The following is a 19,027-nucleotide window of genomic DNA, read 5'->3' as shown; positions in this document are numbered from 1 at the left end:
GGTCGAGCGCGCCACCGGCTGGCGCCCGCCGCTGCCGCCGCACATGGCCGATTTGTTCGAGCGCGAGGAGCAGCTGACCGTGCTGCCGAACGAGATCGGCGCGGTCGAAGCCTTCGTCCGCGAAGCCCGCACCAATGGAGGGCCGGCCTGATGCCGACCCGCGAGAGCACCCTGTCGAACGGCCTGCGCGTCGTCACCGACCCGATCGAGACCGTGGAGAGCGCCTGCGTCGGCCTGTGGGTCGGCGCCGGCACCCGGCACGAGACCGCCGAGGTCAACGGCGTCGCCCATCTGCTCGAGCACATGGCGTTCAAGGGTACGCGCCGGCGCAGCGCCCAGGACATCGCCCAGGAGATCGAGGCGGTGGGCGGCCATCTGAACGCGTATACCAGCCGGGAGAACACGGCCTATTACGCACGCATATTGAAGGAGGATGCGCCGCTCGCGCTCGATATCCTCGGCGACATCCTGCAGAACTCGGTGTTCGACGAGACCGAGCTGGGGCGCGAGCGCGCCGTGGTGCTGCAGGAGATCGGCCAGGCGATCGACACGCCGGACGATATCATCTTCGACCAGTTCCAGGAGGCGGCCTATCCGGACCAGCCGATCGGCTGGCCGGTGCTGGGCACCGCCGACATCGTCGGCTCCCTGCCGCGCGAGGCGATCGCCGGGTATATCGGCCGCAACTACGGCGCCGACACCATGGTTCTGGTCGCCTCCGGCAACATCGACCACGACCGGCTGACGGAGCAGGCCGAGCGGCTGTTCACCGGCCTGCCGACCAAGGCCGAGGCACGCACGGCGCCTGCCGCCTATCAAGGCGGCGAGCACCGCGAAGAGCGGGACCTGGAGCAGCTGCACCTGGTGCTGGGCTTCCCGGGCCTATCCTATGACGATCCGGATTTCTACGCCGGCTCGGTGCTGTCGACCCTGCTGGGCGGCGGCATGTCCTCGCGCCTGTTCCAGGAAATCCGCGAGAAGCGCGGCCTGGTCTACTCGATCTACTCCTTCACCAGCGCCTATCAGGATGGCGGGCTGTTCGGCATCTATGCCGGCACCGGCGAAAGCGAAGCGCGCGAGCTGGTGCCGGTGCTGTGCGGCGAGATCGGCCGGGTGATCGGCGACGCGGCGGAGGACGAGACAGCCCGCGCCCGGGCGCAGATCAAGGCCGGCCTGCTGATGAGCCTGGAATCGACCATGGCGCGGGCCGAGCAGCTGGGCCAGCAGATGCTGATCTTCGGCCGCCCGGTGCCGCCGGAAGAAGTGGTGGCGAAGATCGACGCGGTCGACGCCGCCGCGGTGCGCCGGGTTGCCGAGCGTGTGTTCCGCACCGCCCCCACCCTGGCGGCGCTCGGGCCGGTCGGCCAGCTCGAGGGCTACGACGCCATCCGCGCCCGCATCGGCTGACGGCGTTGAGCGGGGCGGCGGTGATCGGCTTTTTCCGAACGGGGCTCGGCACCCTTCCGCCGGTCCGGATCGAGGGGCGGCGGACCTATCTGCGCCCGCCGCGGCTGCGCGACTGGCGGCCCTGGGTGGCGCTGCGCGGCGAGAGCCGCGACTTCCTGACGCCGTGGGAGCCGACCTGGCCCGAGGACGCGCTGAGCCGCGCCGCCTATCTGCGCCGGCTGCGCCGCCAGATCTACGAATGGCGGCAGGACGAAGGCTACGGCTTCCTGATCTTCGAGCGCGACAGCCGGCAGTTGATCGGCGGCATCGGCTTCTCCAACGTCCGGCGCGGCGTGGCGCAGTCGGCCTCGATCGGCTACTGGATCGGCGAGCGCTTCGCCCGGCAGGGCCTGATGACCGACGCGACCGCGGCCGCGGTGGCCTTCGGCTTCAACCAGCTTGGCCTGCACCGAATCGAGGCGGCCTGCCTGCCGCACAACGAGGCCAGCCAGAAGCTGCTGCTGCGCCTCGGATTCACTCATGAAGGCCATGCCCGCGCCTATCTCAAGATCGACGGAGACTGGCGGGATCACTTGCTGTTCGGGCTGGTCGACACCGAGTTCCACGGCGGGCCGTGACCATGCGGCTTGATGCCGTTCCTCTGCGCGCCTAGGGTCAGGCAAAATTCATGGCGGAACGCGGCACGTGGCATTGGACTGGGACACCCTCTCGCGCACCCTGCGCCCCGAGAACAGCCCCGGCTTCCTGCTGTGGCAGGTCGCCAATCAGTGGCAGCGGCTGCAGCGGTCGACGCTGGAGCCGCTGGGCCTGACCCATGTGCAGTTCGTCCTGCTGGCCGGCCTGGCTTGGCTGAGCCGCAAGGAGAACGACGTCACCCAGGCCCGGCTGGCCGCCTTCTGCAAGACCGACGCGATGATGACCAGCCAGGTGGTGCGGTCGCTGGAGGCCGGCGGCTTCATCGCGCGGGCGCCGCACCCGACCGACAGCCGGGCCCGTCAGCTGCGGGTCACCGCCAAGGGGGCCGAGGTGCTGAACGCCGCCATGCCGCGGGTGCGGGAGGCCGACGCCCAGTTCTTCGGCGCGCTGCAGGAGAGCCAGGGCTTCGTCGAGCAGCTGCGCCGGCTGTGGGCCAGCGGGGCGAAACGCGAGCCCTAGTTCAGGAACCAGGCCGGGACCAGGAACACCAGCGGCACGAACAGCGCGAGCCGCATCCGTGGCAGCCGCACCCCGTGCCGCCACAGCAGGGCCAGCTGCGCGTGCAGCGCCAGGAACAGCGTACAGGCGAAGACCAGCGCCGCGACCGGCAGGGTCAGCAGGTCCAGCGCGTGCAGCAGCGCCAGGGTGGCAACCATCAGCGCGGCGCAGGCCAGGAGCCACATCGTCGCCTGGCGCGAGATCAGCGCCCGGTTGATCTGCATCTCGACCTGGGCCAGCGATACCCACCAGATCGTCTGCATGCAGACGATGGGCAGCACCCGCGACATCTCGGGGAAGTAGGCGGTCCAGCCCGGCAGCAGCTTGTCGCCGAACAGCTCGAATCCCGCGAGGATCGCCGCGGCGCCCACCATGGTGATCGCCAGCAGCTTCAGGTAGTAGCGGTCGAACCAGTCGGCCTGGGCCTCGTACAGCTTCTTGAAATAGGCGGTGGTGATGAGCTGGTGCACCAAGAAGATCGCCGCCGAGACGCGGAGACAGACGGAGTAGACCGAGACCGCCTCGACCGAGAGGAAGAAGCCCACCAGGATGCGCGAGCTGCTGACGATGGCGAAGTAGACCAGCGAGTTCACCATCATGAAGAAGCCCATCCTGCGGGCGTCGACATGGGCGGCGAGGAAGCGGGGCCGGATGGTGCGCGCCAGGCCGGCCAGGGCGAAGAGGGTGAAGCCGGCCGCCGCGGCGCCGCAGCCGATGATGATCGCCGACAGCGGCACCCGCCCCAGGGCGAGGAAGATCAGCCCGCCGACGATCAGGAAGGCGTAGAGCGACAGGTTGTCGGCGACCAGGATGCCGAAGCGGCGCCCCATCGAGCGGTAGTAGACGCTGGAGGCGAGCTGCGCCCCGCCAGCGGCGACGGCGATGCCGGCGAAGACGTAAAGCAGCGGGCCGGAGAGGGCGTAGACGATCGCGGCGAAGCCCAGGCCGAGCAGGCCGATTGAGGCGGTGACGAAGAACAGCAGGTCGAGGACGTGGCCCTCCTTGCGGATCAGGACCAGCTGCGGGATCGCGCCCGGAATGCCGAGGCTGAGGATCTGCGCTCCGACCACGCCGACGCTGAGGCCGAGCTCGGCCGTGCCGTAGTCCTGGATGCTCATGACCTGCGACAGCAGCAGCGGCCCGAAGAAAGCCGCGCCCTTGCCCAAGGCGAAGGCCAGCAGGAACAGCGCCGCCTGCCCGCCGACCGCCCTGACCCGGGCGAGGTTCATGGTGAACGCCACAGCGGATCCCGTAAGGAGCGGCTCATTCCAATTCCAAAACCGTCATCGCGAGGCGCGCAGCGCCGTGGCGATCCAGGGGCCGGCGCCGCTGGATGGCCACGCTCCTTCGGGGCTCGCCATGACGATACGGGCACGGGTTGCGAAAGCACTGTGGGGCTCAAGCCCGGAGGTAGACGCGGTTGATGTACGGGTCGAGCGCCAGGCCCTGGGCCACGCGGCCGGCCTCGACCATCGGGCGCAGCGGGCCGTACAGGATCGGACCCTGGGCATACATCACCTGGAAGATCAGCCGCGCGGATGTCCGGGCCGGCTGGCCGCGATGCAGGCCGAAGGTGTTCTCAAGGAAACTGGTGCCGGCGGGCCCCTCGAACCGGACAAAGCGCTCGCGCCCGAAGGCGTTCTCGACCTCGGCGTCGGAATAGCGCCGGATCGGCATCAGCCGGTCCTCGCGGTGCGAACCGCGGACATAGATGTGCGGCCCGGCCCCGGCATCGACATCGGTGAGATAGACGAACAGCTTGAGGAACCGCCAGTCGTCATAGTCGCGGTGGAACAGCTCGGCATGCTGCCCCTCCTCGTCCCCGGCGATCGACCACCAGGCGGCCATGTAGCTGATGGTCGGCTTGCAGCCGAGGGCGGCCTGCACCGCCTCCAGCACCGCCGGGTCGTTGGCGATGGCGAGGGCATGCGGCGCGTTCAGCACCACATCCGGCCGGAAATGGGCGATATGCGTTCCCTTCGGCGCCTGCTCCGGCGCCTGGAAGGTGCCGTGCTCCGGCTTGTACGGGTTGAAGGAGGGATGACCGGCGAAGTGGCGCCGCATGTCCGCCACCCGCTCCGGCGTCATCAGCCAGGGCGTCATGGCGAAACCTTCCGATGCGAGGGCCGAGGCGGCACCCATGGCCTCGGGCGAGCCTGAGACCGGCCCGCGCCCGACCCGGCCGGCGATCCGGTCCGCCACCCAATCCCGCCAGGCGACGCGTCGGAACCGGCGCTGCAGCAGGAACCGGGTCATCAGCCCGGCCTTGGTCGCATGTTCGGAAAGGGCTGCCATCAAAATCTCCTCGCGCCGAGCGACGTCGACGATGGCCCGGGACGCGGCGAGTCCGTCCCTCCCGGGCCATCAGCGGTCAAATTCCGCTGCGAGTCCTATACCGGGGGTCTCGGCGCGCACCAAGAATGATTTTCATCTCGGCACGCACCGGCCACCGGCATCGGTCACTCCGCCGCGCGGTAGATCTGGCTGCCGCCGTCGCGGAATCGCGCCGCCATCTCCTCCATCCCCGCCTCGGCCGAGGCCCGGATCTCCTGCGTGATCTTCATCGAGCAGAATTTCGGGCCGCACATCGAGCAGAAATGCGCCGTCTTGGCGCCTTCCGCCGGCAGCGTCTCGTCGTGGTAGGCGAGCGCCGTGTCCGGGTCGAGCGACAGGTGGAACTGGTCGCGCCAGCGGAACTCGAAGCGGGCGCGGGACAGGGCATCGTCGCGGGCCTGCGCCGCCGGATGGCCCTTGGCCAGGTCGGCGGCATGGGCCGCGATCTTGTAGGTGACGACGCCGGTCTTGACGTCGTCGCGGTCCGGCAGCCCGAGATGCTCCTTCGGCGTGACGTAGCAGAGCATGGCGGTGCCGAACCAGCCGATCATCGCGGCACCAATGCCCGACGTGATGTGGTCGTAGCCCGGCGCGATGTCGGTGGTGAGGGGCCCGAGCGTGTAGAACGGCGCCTCACCGCAGGCCTCGAGCTGCTTGTCCATATTGGCCTTGATCTTGTGCATCGGCACGTGGCCGGGGCCTTCGATCATGACCTGGACATCGTGCTCCCACGCCACCTTGGTCAGCTCGCCCAGCGTCTCCAGCTCGGCGAACTGGGCCGCATCGTTGGCGTCGGCGATCGACCCCGGCCGCAGCCCGTCGCCCAGCGAGAAGGCGACGTCATAGGCCCGCATGATCGCGCAGATCTCGCGGAAATGGGTATAGAGGAAGCTCTCGCGGTGATGCGCCAGGCACCATTTCGCCATGATCGACCCGCCGCGGCTGACGATGCCGGTCACCCGCTTCGCCGTCAGCGGGATGTAGGGCAGGCGCACCCCGGCATGGATGGTGAAGTAGTCCACCCCCTGCTCCGCCTGCTCGATCAGCGTGTCGCGGAAGATCTCCCAGGTCAGGTCCTCGGCCACGCCGCCGACCTTCTCAAGCGCCTGGTAGATCGGCACGGTGCCGATCGGCACCGGCGAGTTGCGCAGGATCCACTCCCGCGTGGTGTGGATGTTGCGGCCGGTCGACAGGTCCATCACCGTGTCGCCGCCCCAGCGGATCGCCCACACCATCTTCTCCACCTCCTCCGCGATCGAGGAGGTGACGGCCGAGTTGCCGATATTGGCGTTGATCTTGACCAGGAAGTTGCGGCCGATCGCCATCGGCTCGGATTCCGGGTGGTTGATGTTGGACGGGATGATCGCCCGGCCGCGGGCCACCTCGTCGCGGACGAATTCCGGGGTCACGTAATCCGGGATCGCGGCGCCGAAGCTCTCGCCGTCGCGCGTCGCCTGCTCCCGCGCCCGCTCGCGGCCGAGATTCTCGCGGATCGCGACATACTCCATCTCCGGCGTGACGATGCCGGCGCGGGCATAGGCCATCTGCGTCACCGCGATGCCGCCGCGGGCCCGCAGCGCCCGCCGCTCGCCGCGCGGGAACTCGAACAGGTTGGCGGCCTCGCCGGGGCGGCGGCCGTCATCCTCCGGCCGCACGGCGCGGCCGTCATAGGCCTCGACATCGCCGCGGGCGGCGATCCAGCCGGCGCGCAGCGGCGGCAGGCCGGCGCCGATGTCGATCAGCGCCGCCGGGTCGGTGTAGGGGCCGGAGGCGTCATAGACCCTGAGCGGCGGCTCGCCGGACTCCGGCGACAGCACGATCTCGCGCATGGCCACGCGCAGGTCGGCATGGCGCTCGCCCGGAACATGGACCTTGCGCGACGCCGGCAGCGGGCCGGTGGTGACGGTTGTGGGGATGGCGTCCTTGGGCATCCTCGGCCTCCTCGATCGGACGGATTGAGGGCGTGCCAAGGACGGAAAGCTGGAAAGAGAGCGGCTGAGCGCGCATGTGGTTCCATTCCCTACGCCGGCACGACCCGGATCAGGTTCGAAGGGTTCCCACGTCGCGAATGGTGTGGTGTCTCAGCTCCCTACCGGAGCTCCCCTCGGAACACCCCGATCAGAGCGCGCCCGGGGAGGGGATGTCAAGCGACGGTTGCCGGATGATGAGAGCCCGGCTTTCGCCGGAGACGCCCCGGGCCGCCGCCTCGCCTCGATCTTGACCAGAATCCTAAAAATATCTACATTCCAGCGTATTGGGGTGGATTGCTGATTCTTCGGTTGAGAGCGACGGATGCTGCGACATGCCTGGGTGCTGTCGATCGCGCTGGCCCTGGCCGCCTGTGGCGGCGGGCGCGAGATCGTGCGCAACCCGGCCGGCAGCGGCGTCGCCCGCTACGTCACCGCCAATGCGCCGGAGGAGTGCGTGCCCTATGCCCGCGCCGTCTCCGGCATCCAGATCAAGGGCGACGCCTGGACCTGGTGGGATCAGGCCGACGGCGTCTACGGCAAGGGCAGCACGCCGCGCTCCGGCGCGGTGCTGGTGCTGGGCCAGTCGGACCGGCTGAGCGCCGGCCATGTCTCGGTGGTGGTGGCGGTGCGCAATTCGCGCGAGATCACCGTGTCACACACCAACTGGGGCAATGACGGGCCGACCCGGCGGCGGATCTATCGCGAGCAGTCGGTGGTCGACGTGTCCAGCGACAACGACTGGACCGCGGTGCGGTTCTGGAACCCGGACACCAACGCCTATGGTGGTGTCTACGAGGCCGACGGCTTCGTCTATCCGACCAGCGCCTGAGTCCTATCGGGACCCTCTCGACGCCGGGGCAGCGCTTCGGCTATAAGCCCGCGCGCGACTGCGGCACGGCCGCGGCGCAGTGGACGCCAGACCATGACCCTCCCCCTTCCCACCCCAGATCCGCGGGCGCGCCGGCGCCTGGAGATCGGGCTTGCCCTGCTCGCGGACGGCCAGCCGGCCGAGGCCGCCGATGCCATCCGCGCCGCCATCGAGATCGACCCGGGAGATCCCGAGACCCGCTATGCGCTGGGCCAGGCGCTGGAGGCGGCGGGCGGCGACGCCGCGGCGGCCTATCGCGCGGCGCTGGAGCTGGATCCCGACGACCGGATGGGGGCCGCGGTGCGGCTGGCGCTGATCGGCGCCGCGCCGGTGCCGGCGCAGCTGCCGGAGGCGCATGTCCGCACCCTGTTCGACCAGTACGCCCCGCGCTTCGACACGGCGCTGGTCCAGGCCCTGCGCTATCGCGGGCCGGAGCTGCTGCGCCAGGCCGTCGACCGGGTGGTGCCGCACGGCCCTCTCGACATCCTCGACCTCGGCTGCGGCACCGGCCTGGCCGGAATCGCCTTCGCCGACCGCCGCCGGCGGCTGGACGGGATCGACCTGTCGCCGGGCATGATCCTGCAGGCCATGGCGCGCCGGCTGTACGACCGGCTGGAGCCGGGCGAGATCGTGGCCTCCCTGGCGGAATGGCCGGAGCGCTACGACCTGGCCCTGGCCGCCGATGTCGCGGTCTATATCGGCGACCTGGCGCCACTGTTCGCCGCCACGCGGCGGGTGCTGCGGCCGGGCGGCCTGTTCGCCCTGACGCTGGAGGCGCAGGACGGCGCCGACGGCACGGGCTGGCGCCTGGGCGACCATCACCGCTACCAGCATTCCGCCGCCTATCTGCGCGACGCCGCCGCTGGGGCCGGCTTCACCGTGGTCGGCATCGACTCCGCCTGGACCCGGACCGAGAACAAGGTGCCGCTTCCCGGCTGGGTGGCGGTGCTGCGGGCGGCATGAACTATCGCCACGCCTTCCACGCCGGCAATCAGGCCGATGTCCTGAAGCATGTCGTGCTGGTGGCGCTGCTGGAGGCGCTGCGCGGCAAGGCCAAGCCCTTCGCGGCGCTGGACCTGCATGCCGGCATCGGCCGTTACGCCCTGGCCGCCGAGGCCGCCAAGACCGGCGAATATGTCGACGGCATCGCCCGGATCGAAGGCGAGACCGGGGCCGAGGCCCACGCCCCGGCCGCGGTGGCGCGCTATCTGGAGCTGGTGCGCGGCTTCAACCCGTCCGGCCGGCTGGAGATCTATCCCGGATCGCCGCGGCTGATCCGGGCGCTGATGCGGCCGGAGGACCGGCTGACCCTGGTCGAGCTGCATCCCGAGGACAATGCCAGGCTGCGCGCCGAATTCGCCGGCGACGACCAGGTGGCGGTCCACCACCGCGATTCCTGGGAGGCGCTGCGCGGTCTGCTGCCGCCGCAGCCCCGGCGCGGCCTGGTGCTGCTGGACCCGTCCTTCGAGCAGCCGGACGAGCTGGCCCGGCTGGCCCGCGGCGTCGCCACCGCCCATCGCCGCTGGCCGGAGGGCGTGATCGCCGCCTGGTACCCGATCAAAGACCGGCCGCCGGTCGACGCCATGCTGGCGGCGCTCCCGCCCCTGCCCCGCGCCTGGACGGCCGAGCTGACGGTGTTCGATACGCTGTTCCCGGCCCGGCTGAACGGCAGCGGGCTGGTGCTGGCGAATCTGCCCTGGGGCGTCGAGGAGGCGCTGCGCGAGGCCCTGGCCTGGCTGCAGCCCCGCCTGGCCCGCCAGGGCGGCGCTTGGCGGCTGGAACCGCTGCCGGGATAAGTGGAATAATCCGGCTCGCCGCCGGAATACCGCCGCGCTAGGCTTCCCCGATTGCGAAGGGGGATTTCACGATGGGATTCTTTCGGCTAGCCGTCGTTCTGATGGCGCTCTCGGCCTGTACCGCCCAGACGTCGCGGCCATCCGCATCGCAGCTGGGCGCGCCGCCATTCCAGGCGGTGGCCCCCGCGAGCTACTGCCTGTCGGATGAATCCGACCCGCTCGCCCTCGCCTTTATGATCGGGATGACGCGGAACGCAGCCCCCGACCAGCGGGTTCTGGCGGTTTTCCGCCCTTGCAGTGAGCCCGCCCTGCAGAAGGGCGTCAGGACCTGGAACAGCATTCGACTGATCTACCAGATTGAAGCCGGCCCGACGGCCGGCCCCGGACGGCCGCCCATGGATCGCGAGACCTATTTGACGTTCCTGGCCAACCCCAAGCTCACGGAGCTGTGGAATCGCCGCAACCTGCCGAAGCTCGAGGGCAATCCACCCCCAAAGTCGGGAGGCGCCCGCTATCTCGGATCGGACAGCGAGGCCGTCTACACCAGCATCGTCTTCACGCCGCACAGCACGCCCCCTGGCGTCGCCGCCGAGGCGCGCGTTGTCCTCGGCCAGACCCTCATCGGCAAGACCGCTCTGAGGCTGCATGTCGTCAACCTCTCCGCCAACAGTACCCCAGCGGATTGGAGCCATCTTCAGACGATCGCCGCCCAGGCCATCCATGCCACGATTGCCACCGCGGAACGGCCGGCTTCAGGAGTGCCGGCACCTGCTTCCCCGTCGCCACACCCGCCGGGGGCAGGCCTAACGACCTGACGGCCTCCGCCGTAATCACGTTCCATGCCGATTCCGCCACGGAGACACGTTCCTTCGTGGATAGGAATCCCCTGTCGACAGGTTCACAGTCCTGTGGATCGCAATCCGGAGACGGACCATGTCGACAGCAGACCGAGAGCGCGGCGCCCCGGCGTCTTCCGGCGACGGGGGCTCCGTCGTCGGCAAGACCTTCCTGATCGCGCTGTCGGCCGCCATGGGCGGCTTCCTGTTCGGCTACGACACCTCGGTGATCAACGGCGCCGTCGCCGCCATCCGCGAATGGTCCGGGGCCGGCGACGTGCTGCTCGGCTTCTCCGTGGCCAGCGCCCTGCTCGGTTCCGCCGTCGGCGCCTGGTTCGCCGGGCCGGTGGCGGACAGATACGGCCGGATCGCGGTGATGCAGCTCGCCGCCGTGATCTTCCTCGTCGGCTCCGTCGGGTCCGGACTGGCCTGGGACATCTGGGCGCTGACCGTGCTGCGCTTCGTCGGCGGCGTGGCGGTCGGCGCTGCCAGCGTCATCGCCCCGGCCTATATCGCCGAGGTGTCGCCGGCCCATATCCGCGGGCGCCTGGGCTCGCTGCAGCAGCTGGCCATCGTCATCGGCATCTTCGTCGCCCTGCTGTGCGACTACACGCTGGCCGCCGCGGCCGGCGGCGCCGGCAACACGCTGTGGCTGGGGCTGGAGGCCTGGCGCTGGATGTTCATCTCGATGGCCGTGCCGTCGGTGATCTACGGCGTCTTGGCCGGCATCATCCCGGAATCGCCGCGCTTCCTGGTCAGCAAGAAGCGCATCGCCGAGGCGGTGGAGGTGCTGCGGCGCTTTGTCGGCAACCGGCCGCCGCCGCGGATCAAGATCGCCGAGATCGAGAGCAGCATCGACCTAGAGAAGCGGCAGTCGCTGGCCGACCTGGCCGGCCCGCGCCTCGGCCTGCTGCCGATCGTCTGGACCGGCATCCTGCTGTCGGTGTTCCAGCAGTTCGTCGGCATCAACGTGATCTTCTACTACTCCTCGGTGCTGTGGCAGGCGGTCGGCTTCACCGAGGCGGATTCGCTGATCATCACGGTCGCCACCTCGGTCACCAACATCCTGGTCACGCTGGTGGCCATCGCCCTGATCGACCGGGTCGGGCGCAAGCCGCTGCTGCTCGTGGGGTCGGCCGGCATGACCCTGACGCTGGGGACCATGGCGTATATCTTCGGCACCGCCCCGACCGAGATGGTCAACGGCGCCATGACCCCGGTGCTGGGCGGGACGGCCGGCGTGATCGCCGTCGCCGCCGCCAACCTCTATGTCGTGTTCTTCGGGGTCAGCTGGGGGCCGGTGGTCTGGGTGCTGCTGGGCGAGATGTTCAGCAACCGCATCCGGGCCTATGCCCTGGCCGTGGCCGCGGCGGCGCAATGGGTGGCCAACTTCGTGGTGTCGGAGACCTTCCCGACCCTGGCCTCCGCCGGCCTCGGCCTCGCCTACGGCATCTATGCCGCGATGGCGCTGCTGTCCCTTCTGTTCGTCGCCCGCGCGGTGCGCGAGACCCGCGGGCGCGAGCTGGAGGAGATGGAGTAGCCGCGCGGAAGCGGGCAGCCGGAGGCGGCGCGGGAACCGAGGGCGGTCCCGCACCGTTCACTGACCGCCCCAGGCTTCGCCCTTGCCCCGATGCTGCCAGACCCAGGCCGATCCGCCCGCCCACTGCCCCCGCTGACCGAGAAGATCGGCGCCCTGTCCTCGACCGGCGGCATCCTGCTGACCGTGGCGGCGACCGCGGCGCTCTATTTCGGCCGCGACATCCTGATCCCGTTCTCGCTGGCGCTGCTGATCAGCTTCGCCACCGCCCCGGTGGTGCTGCAGCTGCGCAAGCTGGGCCTGCCGCGCACCGTGGCGGTGGTGCTGGTGATCATCGCCCTGTCGATCGCCGCGACGGTGTTCCTGGTGCTGGTCGCCAGCCAGGCGATCGACCTGGCCGGCAACCTGCCGCAGTACCAGAGCAACCTCGAGGCGAAGATCCAGTCGATCAAGGAGGTCGCCCCCGGCGGCGGGCTGATCGACCGGCTGATGGCCATGGTGGCGCGCCTGTCGGAGGAAGCGACCGAGCGCGCCACGCTGGCGCCGATGGGGGCGGATGGGCAGGGCAAGCCGCTCCCGGTGCAGCTGGTGCCGCCGGCGCTGACCCCGCTGCAACTGGCCTGGGAGGTCGGCGCCCCGCTGATCGAGCCCTTCGCCATCATCGGCGTGGTGCTGGTCTTCTCCGTCTTCATGCTGCTGGAGCGGGAGGACCTGCGGAACCGGCTGATCTGGCTGCTCGGCGCCCAGGACCTGACCCGCGCGACCGCCGCCATGGACGATGCGGCGCAGCGGCTGAGCCGCTTCCTGCTGGCCCAGGCGGTGCTGAATTTCGGCTATGGCACGGCCTTCGGCATCGGGCTCTGGGTCATCGGCGTGCCCAACCCGGTGCTGTGGGGCCTGCTGGCGGCGGTGCTGCGCTTCATCCCGCTGGTCGGGACCATCGCCGCCGCGACGCTGCCGACCATCCTGGCCTTCGCCGTCGATCCCGGCTGGCTGATGCCGCTGGAGACGATCGCCCTGTTCGTGGTGCTGGACCTGATCACGGTCAATGTCGGCGAGCCGCTGCTGTATGGCGGCAGCACCGGCCTGTCGCCCTTTGCCGTGCTGTTCGCCACCATCTTCTGGCTGACCCTGTGGGGCATTCCCGGGCTGCTGCTGGCGGTGCCGCTGACGGTGTGCCTGGCGGTGCTGGGCCGGCACGTGCCGCAATTCGGCTTCCTGGACGTGATGCTGGGCAGCACCCCGGCGCTGACGCCGGAGGCGCATTTCTACCAGCGCATCCTGGCCGGCGACCCGCTGGAGGCGTCGGAACTAGCGGAGCGCGGGCTGCAGGGCCAGCCGCGCCAGGCGCTGTTCGAAGGCACGATCCTGCCGGCCATCCACATGGCCCAGGCCGACCGGCAGCGTGGCGCGCTGGACGGATCGCAGCGGGCTGCCGTCTGGGGCGCCATCCTTGCGGCGGTGGCGGATCTGGACGAGGACGAGCCGGAGGCGCCTCCCACCGTGCTGTGCCTCGGCGCGCGGGACGAGCTGGATCAGGCGGCCGCGCTGATGACCGGGCAGCTGCTGGCCGAACAGGGCATCGCCTGCGGTTATGCGGAACGCGGCGGGGCGGTGCCGGAGGCAGTCACCGTTCCGGTGGTGATGGCGGCCCATGCCGGCAGCGTCACCGGGCACCAGCTGGGCCGGCTGGCGCGGCGACTGCGCCGGCGCATCGGGCCGGACGCCATGCTGGTGGTGGGGCTGCTGGGCCCGCGGGAGCAGGCCGAGGAGATGCCGGACGGGCTGGGGGCCCATACGGTCGTCGTCCGCGGTTTCGCCGCCATCCTCGCGGCGGTGGCGCAATGGGCACCGGCGCCGGCCGGGAACGGCGGCGGCGGGGAGACGGAGAGCAAAGCGATGCCGGAGCCATCCGGCATCGCCGCGGCCTGAGCCTCAGGCCTCCTTCTTCTGGCGCTCGATCTTCTTGCGCTCGTTCGGGTCCAGCACCTGCTTGCGCAGGCGGATGGTCTTCGGCGTGACCTCGACCAGCTCGTCGTCGTTGATGTAGGTCAGCGCCCGCTCCAGCGTCATCTGGATCGGCGGGGTCAGGCGCACGGCCTCGTCCTTGCTGGTGGTACGGATGTTGGTGAGCTGCTTGCCCTTCAGCACATTGACCTCGAGGTCGTTGCCGCGGGTGTGCTCGCCGATGATCATGCCCTGATAGACCTTGGCCTGCGGCTCGATCAGCATCGGGCCGCGATCCTCCAGGTTCCACAGCGCATAGGCCACCGCCTCGCCCTGGGCGTTGGAGATCAGCACGCCGGTGTGGCGCGAGGCGATCGCGCCCTTGTGCGGGGCGTAGTCGTGGAAGATCCGGTTCAGGACGCCGGTGCCGCGGGTGTCGGTCAGGAACTCGCCCTGGTAGCCGATCAGGCCGCGGGTCGGCACCAGCATCACCAGCCGCTGCTTGCCGCCGCCGGACGGCCGCATCTCCAGGAGCTCGCCCTTGCGCTCGGACAGCTTCTGCACGACGACGCCGGAATGCTCCTCGTCGACGTCGATGGTCACTTCCTCGATCGGCTCCAGCGTCTGGCCCGACTCGTCCTTCTGGAACACCACGCGCGGCCGGCTGATCGACAGCTCAAAGCCCTCGCGGCGCATGGTCTCGATCAGGATGCCGAGCTGCAGCTCGCCGCGGCCGGCGACCTCGAAGGCGTCCTTCTCGGCCGTCTCGGTGATCTTCAGCGCGACATTGCCCTCGGCCTCGCGCAGCAGCCGGGCGCGGATGACGCGGCTGGTGACCTTGTCGCCCTCGGTGCCGGCCAGCGGGCTGTCATTGACCGAGAAGGTCATGGCGATGGTCGGCGGGTCGATCGGCTGGGCCGACAGCGCCTCGGTCACCGCAGGATCGCAGATGGTGTCGGCGACGGTCGCGGTCTCCAGCCCGGCGATGGCGACGATGTCGCCGGCCTCGCCGATGTCGATCGGCTGGCGCTCGATGCCGCGGAAGGCCAGCACCCGGCTGATGCGGCCGGTCTCGATGGTCTCGCCGGTGCGTGACAGCGCCTTGACCGTCTGGTTCGGCTTGACCGAGCCGGACAGGATGCGCCCGGTCAGCACGCGGCCGAGATAGGGGTTCGCCTCGACCGTGGTGGCCAGCATGCGGAAGGACTGGTCTTCCTCGACCTTCGGCGCCGGCACGTGCTTCACCACCAGATCGAACAGCGGCGCCATGTCGGTCCGCTCCGCCTCCAGGCTGTCCGCCGCCCAGCCCTGCTTGGCCGAGGAGAACAGGGTCGGGAAGTCGAGCTGGTCGTCATTGGCGTCGAGCGCCGCGAACAGGTCGAACACCTCGTCATGCACCTGGTGCGGGCGGGCGTCCGGCCGGTCGCATTTGTTGACCAGCACGATCGGCCGCAGCCCCAGCTTCAGCGCCTTGCCGGTGACGAACTTGGTCTGCGGCAGCGGGCCTTCGGCCGCGTCCACCAGCACCACCACGCCGTCGACCATGTTCAGGATGCGCTCGACCTCGCCGCCGAAATCGGCGTGGCCCGGCGTGTCGACGATGTTGATGCGGACGTCCTTCCACACCAGCGAGGTGCACTTGGCCAGGATGGTGATGCCGCGCTCACGCTCGAGGTCGTTCGAGTCCATCACCCGCTCGGCGACCTGTTGGTTCTCGCGGAAGGCCCCCGACTGGCGCAGCAGTACGTCGATGAGGGTGGTCTTGCCATGATCGACATGGGCGATGATGGCGATGTTCCGGATATCCATGGTCCGTCCAGGCGGCGGGAGGGCGGGAAGCGTTCACGCAAAACAAAGGACGGCGGACGGGTCGCCTTACGCAACGCCCCAGCCGCCGTTGCGGCGCAATATAGGCAGATCGGCGCCGAGCGCAAGTCGGGTGCAGCAAATCGTTGACAAATCGAGAGAATATTTAAGGCAACGAAATCCTGGCAGTATGTGTTCCCATCATGGCAACAACCGAAGCGCGAGCGGCGGCAGCACGCGAGCGCGGCGAAGGGGGACTGGGGATTGCGGGCAAGACTGGGCAGAATTGGGTGGCTCGGCCTCCTCGCGGCATTGGTTCCTACGGCCGCCCTGATGGCCCAGGACGAGGCGCCGGCCGCCGATGGCGATGCCGCGACCGAGGCGGCGCCGCTGCCCGACGCGCTGCCCTATGCGGCGACGCTGGAGCCGATCCCGGACGAGAACGCGACCGCGGCGCTGACCGGCGCCTCGAACCTGCTGAAGCTGCAGTCCAGCCCACCCTCCGGCCCGGTCGGGCTGGTGCGCCGGGCGCTGGCCGACCGTGACCGGCTGTACGGGGCGCTGGGTGCCCTGTCCTATTACGGCGGCCAGGTCCACATCATGGTCGACGGCCTGGACCTGGACGATGCCGGGCTGATCGACCGGCTGACGGCGCGGCAGAGCAAGGATCCTGTCAAGGTCTCGATCAAGATCGATCTCGGCCCCAGCTACAAGTTCAAGACCGTCCGCCTGACCGACATGCAGGGGTCGGACCAGCTGCCGCTGGTGATCGACCGCAAGCCGCTGGGCCTCGACCCCGGCAAGCCGGCGCTGTCGGCCACCATCCTGAGCGCCGAGGGCGCGATGGTGTCGCAGATGAACGACCAGGGCTATCCCCTGGCCAAGGTGCCGTCGCGCGACGCGGTGGTCGACCACGCGGACCAGACCATGGACCTGACCGAGATGCTGGACCCCGGCCCCAAGGCCGGCTTCGGCCCGGTGACGGTGGAGGGCGAGGAGGACGTCCGGGAGAGCTTCATCCGCAGCCGCGTGCCCTTCGTGGTCGGCCAGCTCTACTCGCCGCAGCAGGTCCAGGACCTGCGCAAGGACCTGGCCGATCTGGGCGTGTTCAGCAGCGTCCGCGTCACCACCGCGGACCAGGTCGACGCGCAGGGCAACGTGCCGGTGACGATCGCGGTGCAGGAGCGGCCGGCGCGCTTCATCGGCTTCGGCGCGAAATACGAGACCAATTACGGCGCCGGGGTGAACGCCTATTGGGGCCACCGCAACCTTTGGGGCGGGGCCGAGCAGCTGCGCATCGACGGCGAGGTCAGCGGCCTGGGCTACAACGATGCCGCCGAGCCGAACTTCAAGTTCGGCGTCAGCCTGAAGGTGCCCGGCTTCCTCGACCGCAACACCACCCTCGACGCCAAGGCCGAGGCGGTGCGCGAGGTGCTGGACGCCTACACCAGCACCCGCGGCCTGGTGCAGGGCATCGCGACCTACAAATACACCAAGCAGATCGACCTGCTGGCGGGGCTCAGCTTCGAGACCGGCCATGTCGAGAACGAGCAGGGCGAGTGGGACTACACCTTCGTCGGCATTCCGCTGGGCGCCAAGATCGACACCACCGACAACCTGCTGAACCCGACCAAGGGCTATCGGGCGCAGCTGTCCTTCACCCCCTATCCGAGCTTCCTCGGTTCCTCTGTCGACATGCTCGTGACCAAGGCGCTGGGGTCGGCCTATCTCGACCTGTCCGGCGGCGACGGCGACATCATCCTGGCCGGGCAGTTGGGCATCAGCAGCATCGCCGGGCCGGACATCGCGGACGTTCCGCCCGACAAGCGCCTCTATGCCGGCGGCGGCGGCAGCGTGCGCGGCTACAAGTACCAGAGCATCGGCCCGCAGGACGAACACCAGAACCCGACCGGCGGCCTGAGCTCGATCATCGGCAGCATCGAGCTGCGCTACAAGATCACCGATTCGATCGGCATCGTGCCGTTCTTCGATGCCGGCGGCGTGTATGAGAAGAGCGTCCCGGACTTCGGCAGCGACATCCAGTACGCGGCCGGCCTCGGCGCCCGCTATTACACCGGCATCGGGCCGATCCGCGCCGACGTCGCCATCCCGCTGAACAAGCGCAAGGACGACGACAGCTTCCAGCTCTACATCAGCATCGGGCAGGCTTTCTGATGCGCGCGCTGCGAATTCTTCTCATCGTCCTGGCCGTCGTCATCGGCCTGCCGATAGCACTGCTGCTGATCGTCTTCGCCGCGGCGCAGACCGGCCCGGGCAAGCGCCTGATCGCCGACCAGGCCGGCAGCCTGGCCAGCTCGCCCGAGATGCAGGTCTCGGTCGGCGCGATCGAGGGCTTCGTGCCCTTCGACATGACCGTGCGCGACGTCGCCGTCTCCGACCCCGCCGGCAGGATGATCGCGGTCGACTGGGCCCGCCTGGCCTGGAGCCCGTCGGCGCTGCTGCGCCGCACCCTGCGGGTGGACGCGGTCGAGGCCGGCACGGTGACGGTCGACCGCCTGCCCGCCGGCGGTGCCGAGCCCGAGCCGCAGCCCAGCTCCGGCGGCTTCTCACTGCCGCGGCTGCCGGTCGACATCCGGCTGGACCGGCTGAATGTCGAGAAGATCACCATCGGCCAGGCCGTGGCCGGCATGGCGGCGACGCTGAGCGTGGCCGGGGACGCCCAGCTGGGCGACCCGTCGCAGGGGCTGTCGGCCGACATCTCCGTCCACCGGCTGGACGGCGCGGCAGGCGACATCACCGCCCGGCTGGCCTTCATCCCGACGACCGAGCAGCTCGATGTCGGCGTGTCGGTGCAGGAGCCGCCGGGCGGCGTGATCGCCACCATGGCGCAGTTCCCCGGCAAGCCGCCGGTCGACCTGACGCTGAACGGCACCGGCACGCTGTCGGACTTCCAGGCCACCCTGACCGGCAAGGTCGGCGACCTCGGCGGGGTCGACGGCCAGGTCCGGATCGCGCCAGGCAGCGGCAGCCGGCGCCTGACGGTCGATCTCAACGCCGACGCCGCCAGGCTGGTCCCGGCCGGGATCGCCGCCCTGGTGCAGGGCCGGACGACGCTGAAGGCCGATGCCGAGATCGCCGATGCCGGCCCCATCACCATCCGGCAGCTCGACGCCGCGGCGGCGGCCGGCAGCGTCTCGGTGACCGGCAGCGTGAACCCGGTCGGCAACCAACTGGACCTCGCCTACAAGCTGCAGGCCGGCGTCGCCGCCGGCTTCGCCACGCTGCTGCCGCCAGGCACCGGCTGGGATTCGCTGGCCGTCGACGGCACCGCCAAGGGCGCGCTGGACGCGCCGGTGGTGGCGGCCGCGATC

At 70.0% G+C, this 19,027-nt stretch carries 15 protein-coding genes and 1 riboswitch; of the genes, 11 read left to right on the top strand and 4 right to left on the bottom strand.

Features of this window, described 5'->3' with window-relative positions:
- Positions 1-150 precede the first annotated feature (150 nt).
- The 3 genes from P409_RS06715 (at position 151) to P409_RS06705 (ending at position 2,562) form a co-directional block, all read left to right on the top strand.
- The gene (locus P409_RS06715) at positions 151-1,407 is read left to right on the top strand and encodes a M16 family metallopeptidase (protein WP_034833353.1); all 1,257 of its coding nucleotides are present in this window, start codon (positions 151-153) and stop codon (positions 1,405-1,407) included.
- 20 nt (positions 1,408-1,427) lie between these two features.
- A complete protein-coding gene (locus P409_RS06710; RefSeq protein WP_052120113.1) occupies positions 1,428-2,024 on the top strand; it encodes a GNAT family N-acetyltransferase in 597 nt (198 codons plus the stop codon).
- A gap of 67 nt (positions 2,025-2,091) precedes the next feature.
- Positions 2,092-2,562 carry a MarR family winged helix-turn-helix transcriptional regulator gene (locus P409_RS06705; protein WP_081991322.1) on the top strand — a complete coding sequence of 157 codons (471 nt, stop codon included), beginning with the start codon at positions 2,092-2,094 and terminating at the stop codon, positions 2,560-2,562.
- On the opposite strand, the gene P409_RS06700 is transcribed toward P409_RS06705, so the two are convergent.
- From P409_RS06700 to thiC, 3 genes are all read right to left on the bottom strand, one after another.
- Positions 2,559-3,842, bottom strand: coding sequence for a lipopolysaccharide biosynthesis protein (locus P409_RS06700; protein ID WP_034833351.1), 1,284 nt, complete (start codon positions 3,840-3,842; stop codon positions 2,559-2,561). The two genes, P409_RS06705 and P409_RS06700, sit on opposite strands and share 4 nt — an antisense overlap.
- A gap of 157 nt (positions 3,843-3,999) precedes the next feature.
- On the bottom strand, positions 4,000-4,896 hold the full coding sequence (locus P409_RS06695) for a phytanoyl-CoA dioxygenase family protein (protein ID WP_052120112.1): 897 nt from the start codon (positions 4,894-4,896) through the stop codon (positions 4,000-4,002).
- 164 nt (positions 4,897-5,060) lie between these two features.
- A complete protein-coding gene (thiC, locus tag P409_RS06690; protein ID WP_034833348.1) occupies positions 5,061-6,866 on the bottom strand; it encodes a phosphomethylpyrimidine synthase ThiC in 1,806 nt (601 codons plus the stop codon).
- A 68-nt stretch (positions 6,867-6,934) separates the two neighbouring features.
- Positions 6,935-7,050, bottom strand: a riboswitch (TPP riboswitch).
- A 177-nt stretch (positions 7,051-7,227) separates the two neighbouring features.
- Here thiC and P409_RS06685 point away from each other — a divergent pair.
- The 6 genes from P409_RS06685 to P409_RS06660 all read left to right on the top strand — a co-directional run bounded on the left by P409_RS06685 (position 7,228) and on the right by P409_RS06660 (position 13,874).
- On the top strand, positions 7,228-7,734 hold the full coding sequence (locus tag P409_RS06685; protein ID WP_034833346.1) for a CHAP domain-containing protein: 507 nt from the start codon (positions 7,228-7,230) through the stop codon (positions 7,732-7,734).
- A gap of 93 nt (positions 7,735-7,827) precedes the next feature.
- Positions 7,828-8,736 carry a class I SAM-dependent DNA methyltransferase gene (locus P409_RS06680; protein WP_034833343.1) on the top strand — a complete coding sequence of 303 codons (909 nt, stop codon included), beginning with the start codon at positions 7,828-7,830 and terminating at the stop codon, positions 8,734-8,736.
- Entirely contained in the window at positions 8,733-9,569 is an 837-nt protein-coding gene (locus P409_RS06675; protein WP_034833341.1) for a 23S rRNA (adenine(2030)-N(6))-methyltransferase RlmJ, read from the top strand. Before P409_RS06680 ends, P409_RS06675 begins: the two co-directional genes overlap by 4 nt.
- A 71-nt stretch (positions 9,570-9,640) precedes the next feature.
- The gene (locus tag P409_RS06670; protein ID WP_034833339.1) at positions 9,641-10,384 is read left to right on the top strand and encodes a hypothetical protein; all 744 of its coding nucleotides are present in this window, start codon (positions 9,641-9,643) and stop codon (positions 10,382-10,384) included.
- A gap of 118 nt (positions 10,385-10,502) precedes the next feature.
- Positions 10,503-11,945: a sugar porter family MFS transporter gene (locus P409_RS06665; protein WP_034833336.1), complete on the top strand. Its 1,443-nt coding sequence runs from the start codon at positions 10,503-10,505 to the stop codon at positions 11,943-11,945.
- Positions 11,946-12,035: 90 nt separating this feature from the next.
- The gene (locus P409_RS06660; protein ID WP_052120111.1) at positions 12,036-13,874 is read left to right on the top strand and encodes an AI-2E family transporter; all 1,839 of its coding nucleotides are present in this window, start codon (positions 12,036-12,038) and stop codon (positions 13,872-13,874) included.
- A gap of 3 nt (positions 13,875-13,877) precedes the next feature.
- Here the strand turns inward: P409_RS06660 and typA are convergent, their stop codons facing one another.
- Complete coding sequence (gene typA, locus P409_RS06655; RefSeq protein ID WP_034833333.1) at positions 13,878-15,698, bottom strand: translational GTPase TypA; 1,821 nt, start codon at positions 15,696-15,698, stop codon at positions 13,878-13,880.
- A 330-nt stretch (positions 15,699-16,028) separates the two neighbouring features.
- On the opposite strand from typA, the gene P409_RS06650 reads away from it, so the two are divergent.
- Entirely contained in the window at positions 16,029-17,870 is a 1,842-nt protein-coding gene (locus P409_RS06650) for an autotransporter assembly complex protein TamA (protein WP_052120110.1), read from the top strand.
- The coding region (locus P409_RS06645; RefSeq protein ID WP_034833331.1) for an AsmA family protein at positions 17,870-19,027 on the top strand (1,158 nt) is incomplete at its 3' end. The genes P409_RS06650 and P409_RS06645, both read left to right, overlap by 1 nt.

Source organism: Inquilinus limosus MP06 (assembly GCF_000767795.1).
In the GTDB taxonomy this organism is placed as follows: domain Bacteria; phylum Pseudomonadota; class Alphaproteobacteria; order DSM-16000; family Inquilinaceae; genus Inquilinus; species Inquilinus limosus_E.
This window is presented reverse-complemented; position numbering and strand designations above follow the sequence as displayed.

Excerpts from the sequence above, each read along its gene's own strand:
- P409_RS06670 (WP_034833339.1), top strand. The coding sequence starts at position 9,641 with ATGGGATTCTTTCGGCTAGCCGTCGTTCTGATGGCGCTCTCGGCCTGT.
- P409_RS06665 (WP_034833336.1), top strand. The coding sequence starts at position 10,503 with ATGTCGACAGCAGACCGAGAGCGCGGCGCCCCGGCGTCTTCCGGCGAC.
- typA (WP_034833333.1), bottom strand. The coding sequence starts at position 15,698 with ATGGATATCCGGAACATCGCCATCATCGCCCATGTCGATCATGGCAAG.
- P409_RS06695 (WP_052120112.1), bottom strand. The coding sequence starts at position 4,896 with ATGGCAGCCCTTTCCGAACATGCGACCAAGGCCGGGCTGATGACCCGG.
- P409_RS06715 (WP_034833353.1), top strand. The coding sequence starts at position 151 with ATGCCGACCCGCGAGAGCACCCTGTCGAACGGCCTGCGCGTCGTCACC.
- P409_RS06685 (WP_034833346.1), top strand. The coding sequence starts at position 7,228 with ATGCTGCGACATGCCTGGGTGCTGTCGATCGCGCTGGCCCTGGCCGCC.
- P409_RS06650 (WP_052120110.1), top strand. The coding sequence starts at position 16,029 with ATGGCCCAGGACGAGGCGCCGGCCGCCGATGGCGATGCCGCGACCGAG.
- P409_RS06675 (WP_034833341.1), top strand. The coding sequence starts at position 8,733 with ATGAACTATCGCCACGCCTTCCACGCCGGCAATCAGGCCGATGTCCTG.
- P409_RS06660 (WP_052120111.1), top strand. The coding sequence starts at position 12,036 with ATGCTGCCAGACCCAGGCCGATCCGCCCGCCCACTGCCCCCGCTGACC.
- P409_RS06680 (WP_034833343.1), top strand. The coding sequence starts at position 7,828 with ATGACCCTCCCCCTTCCCACCCCAGATCCGCGGGCGCGCCGGCGCCTG.
- thiC (WP_034833348.1), bottom strand. The coding sequence starts at position 6,866 with ATGCCCAAGGACGCCATCCCCACAACCGTCACCACCGGCCCGCTGCCG.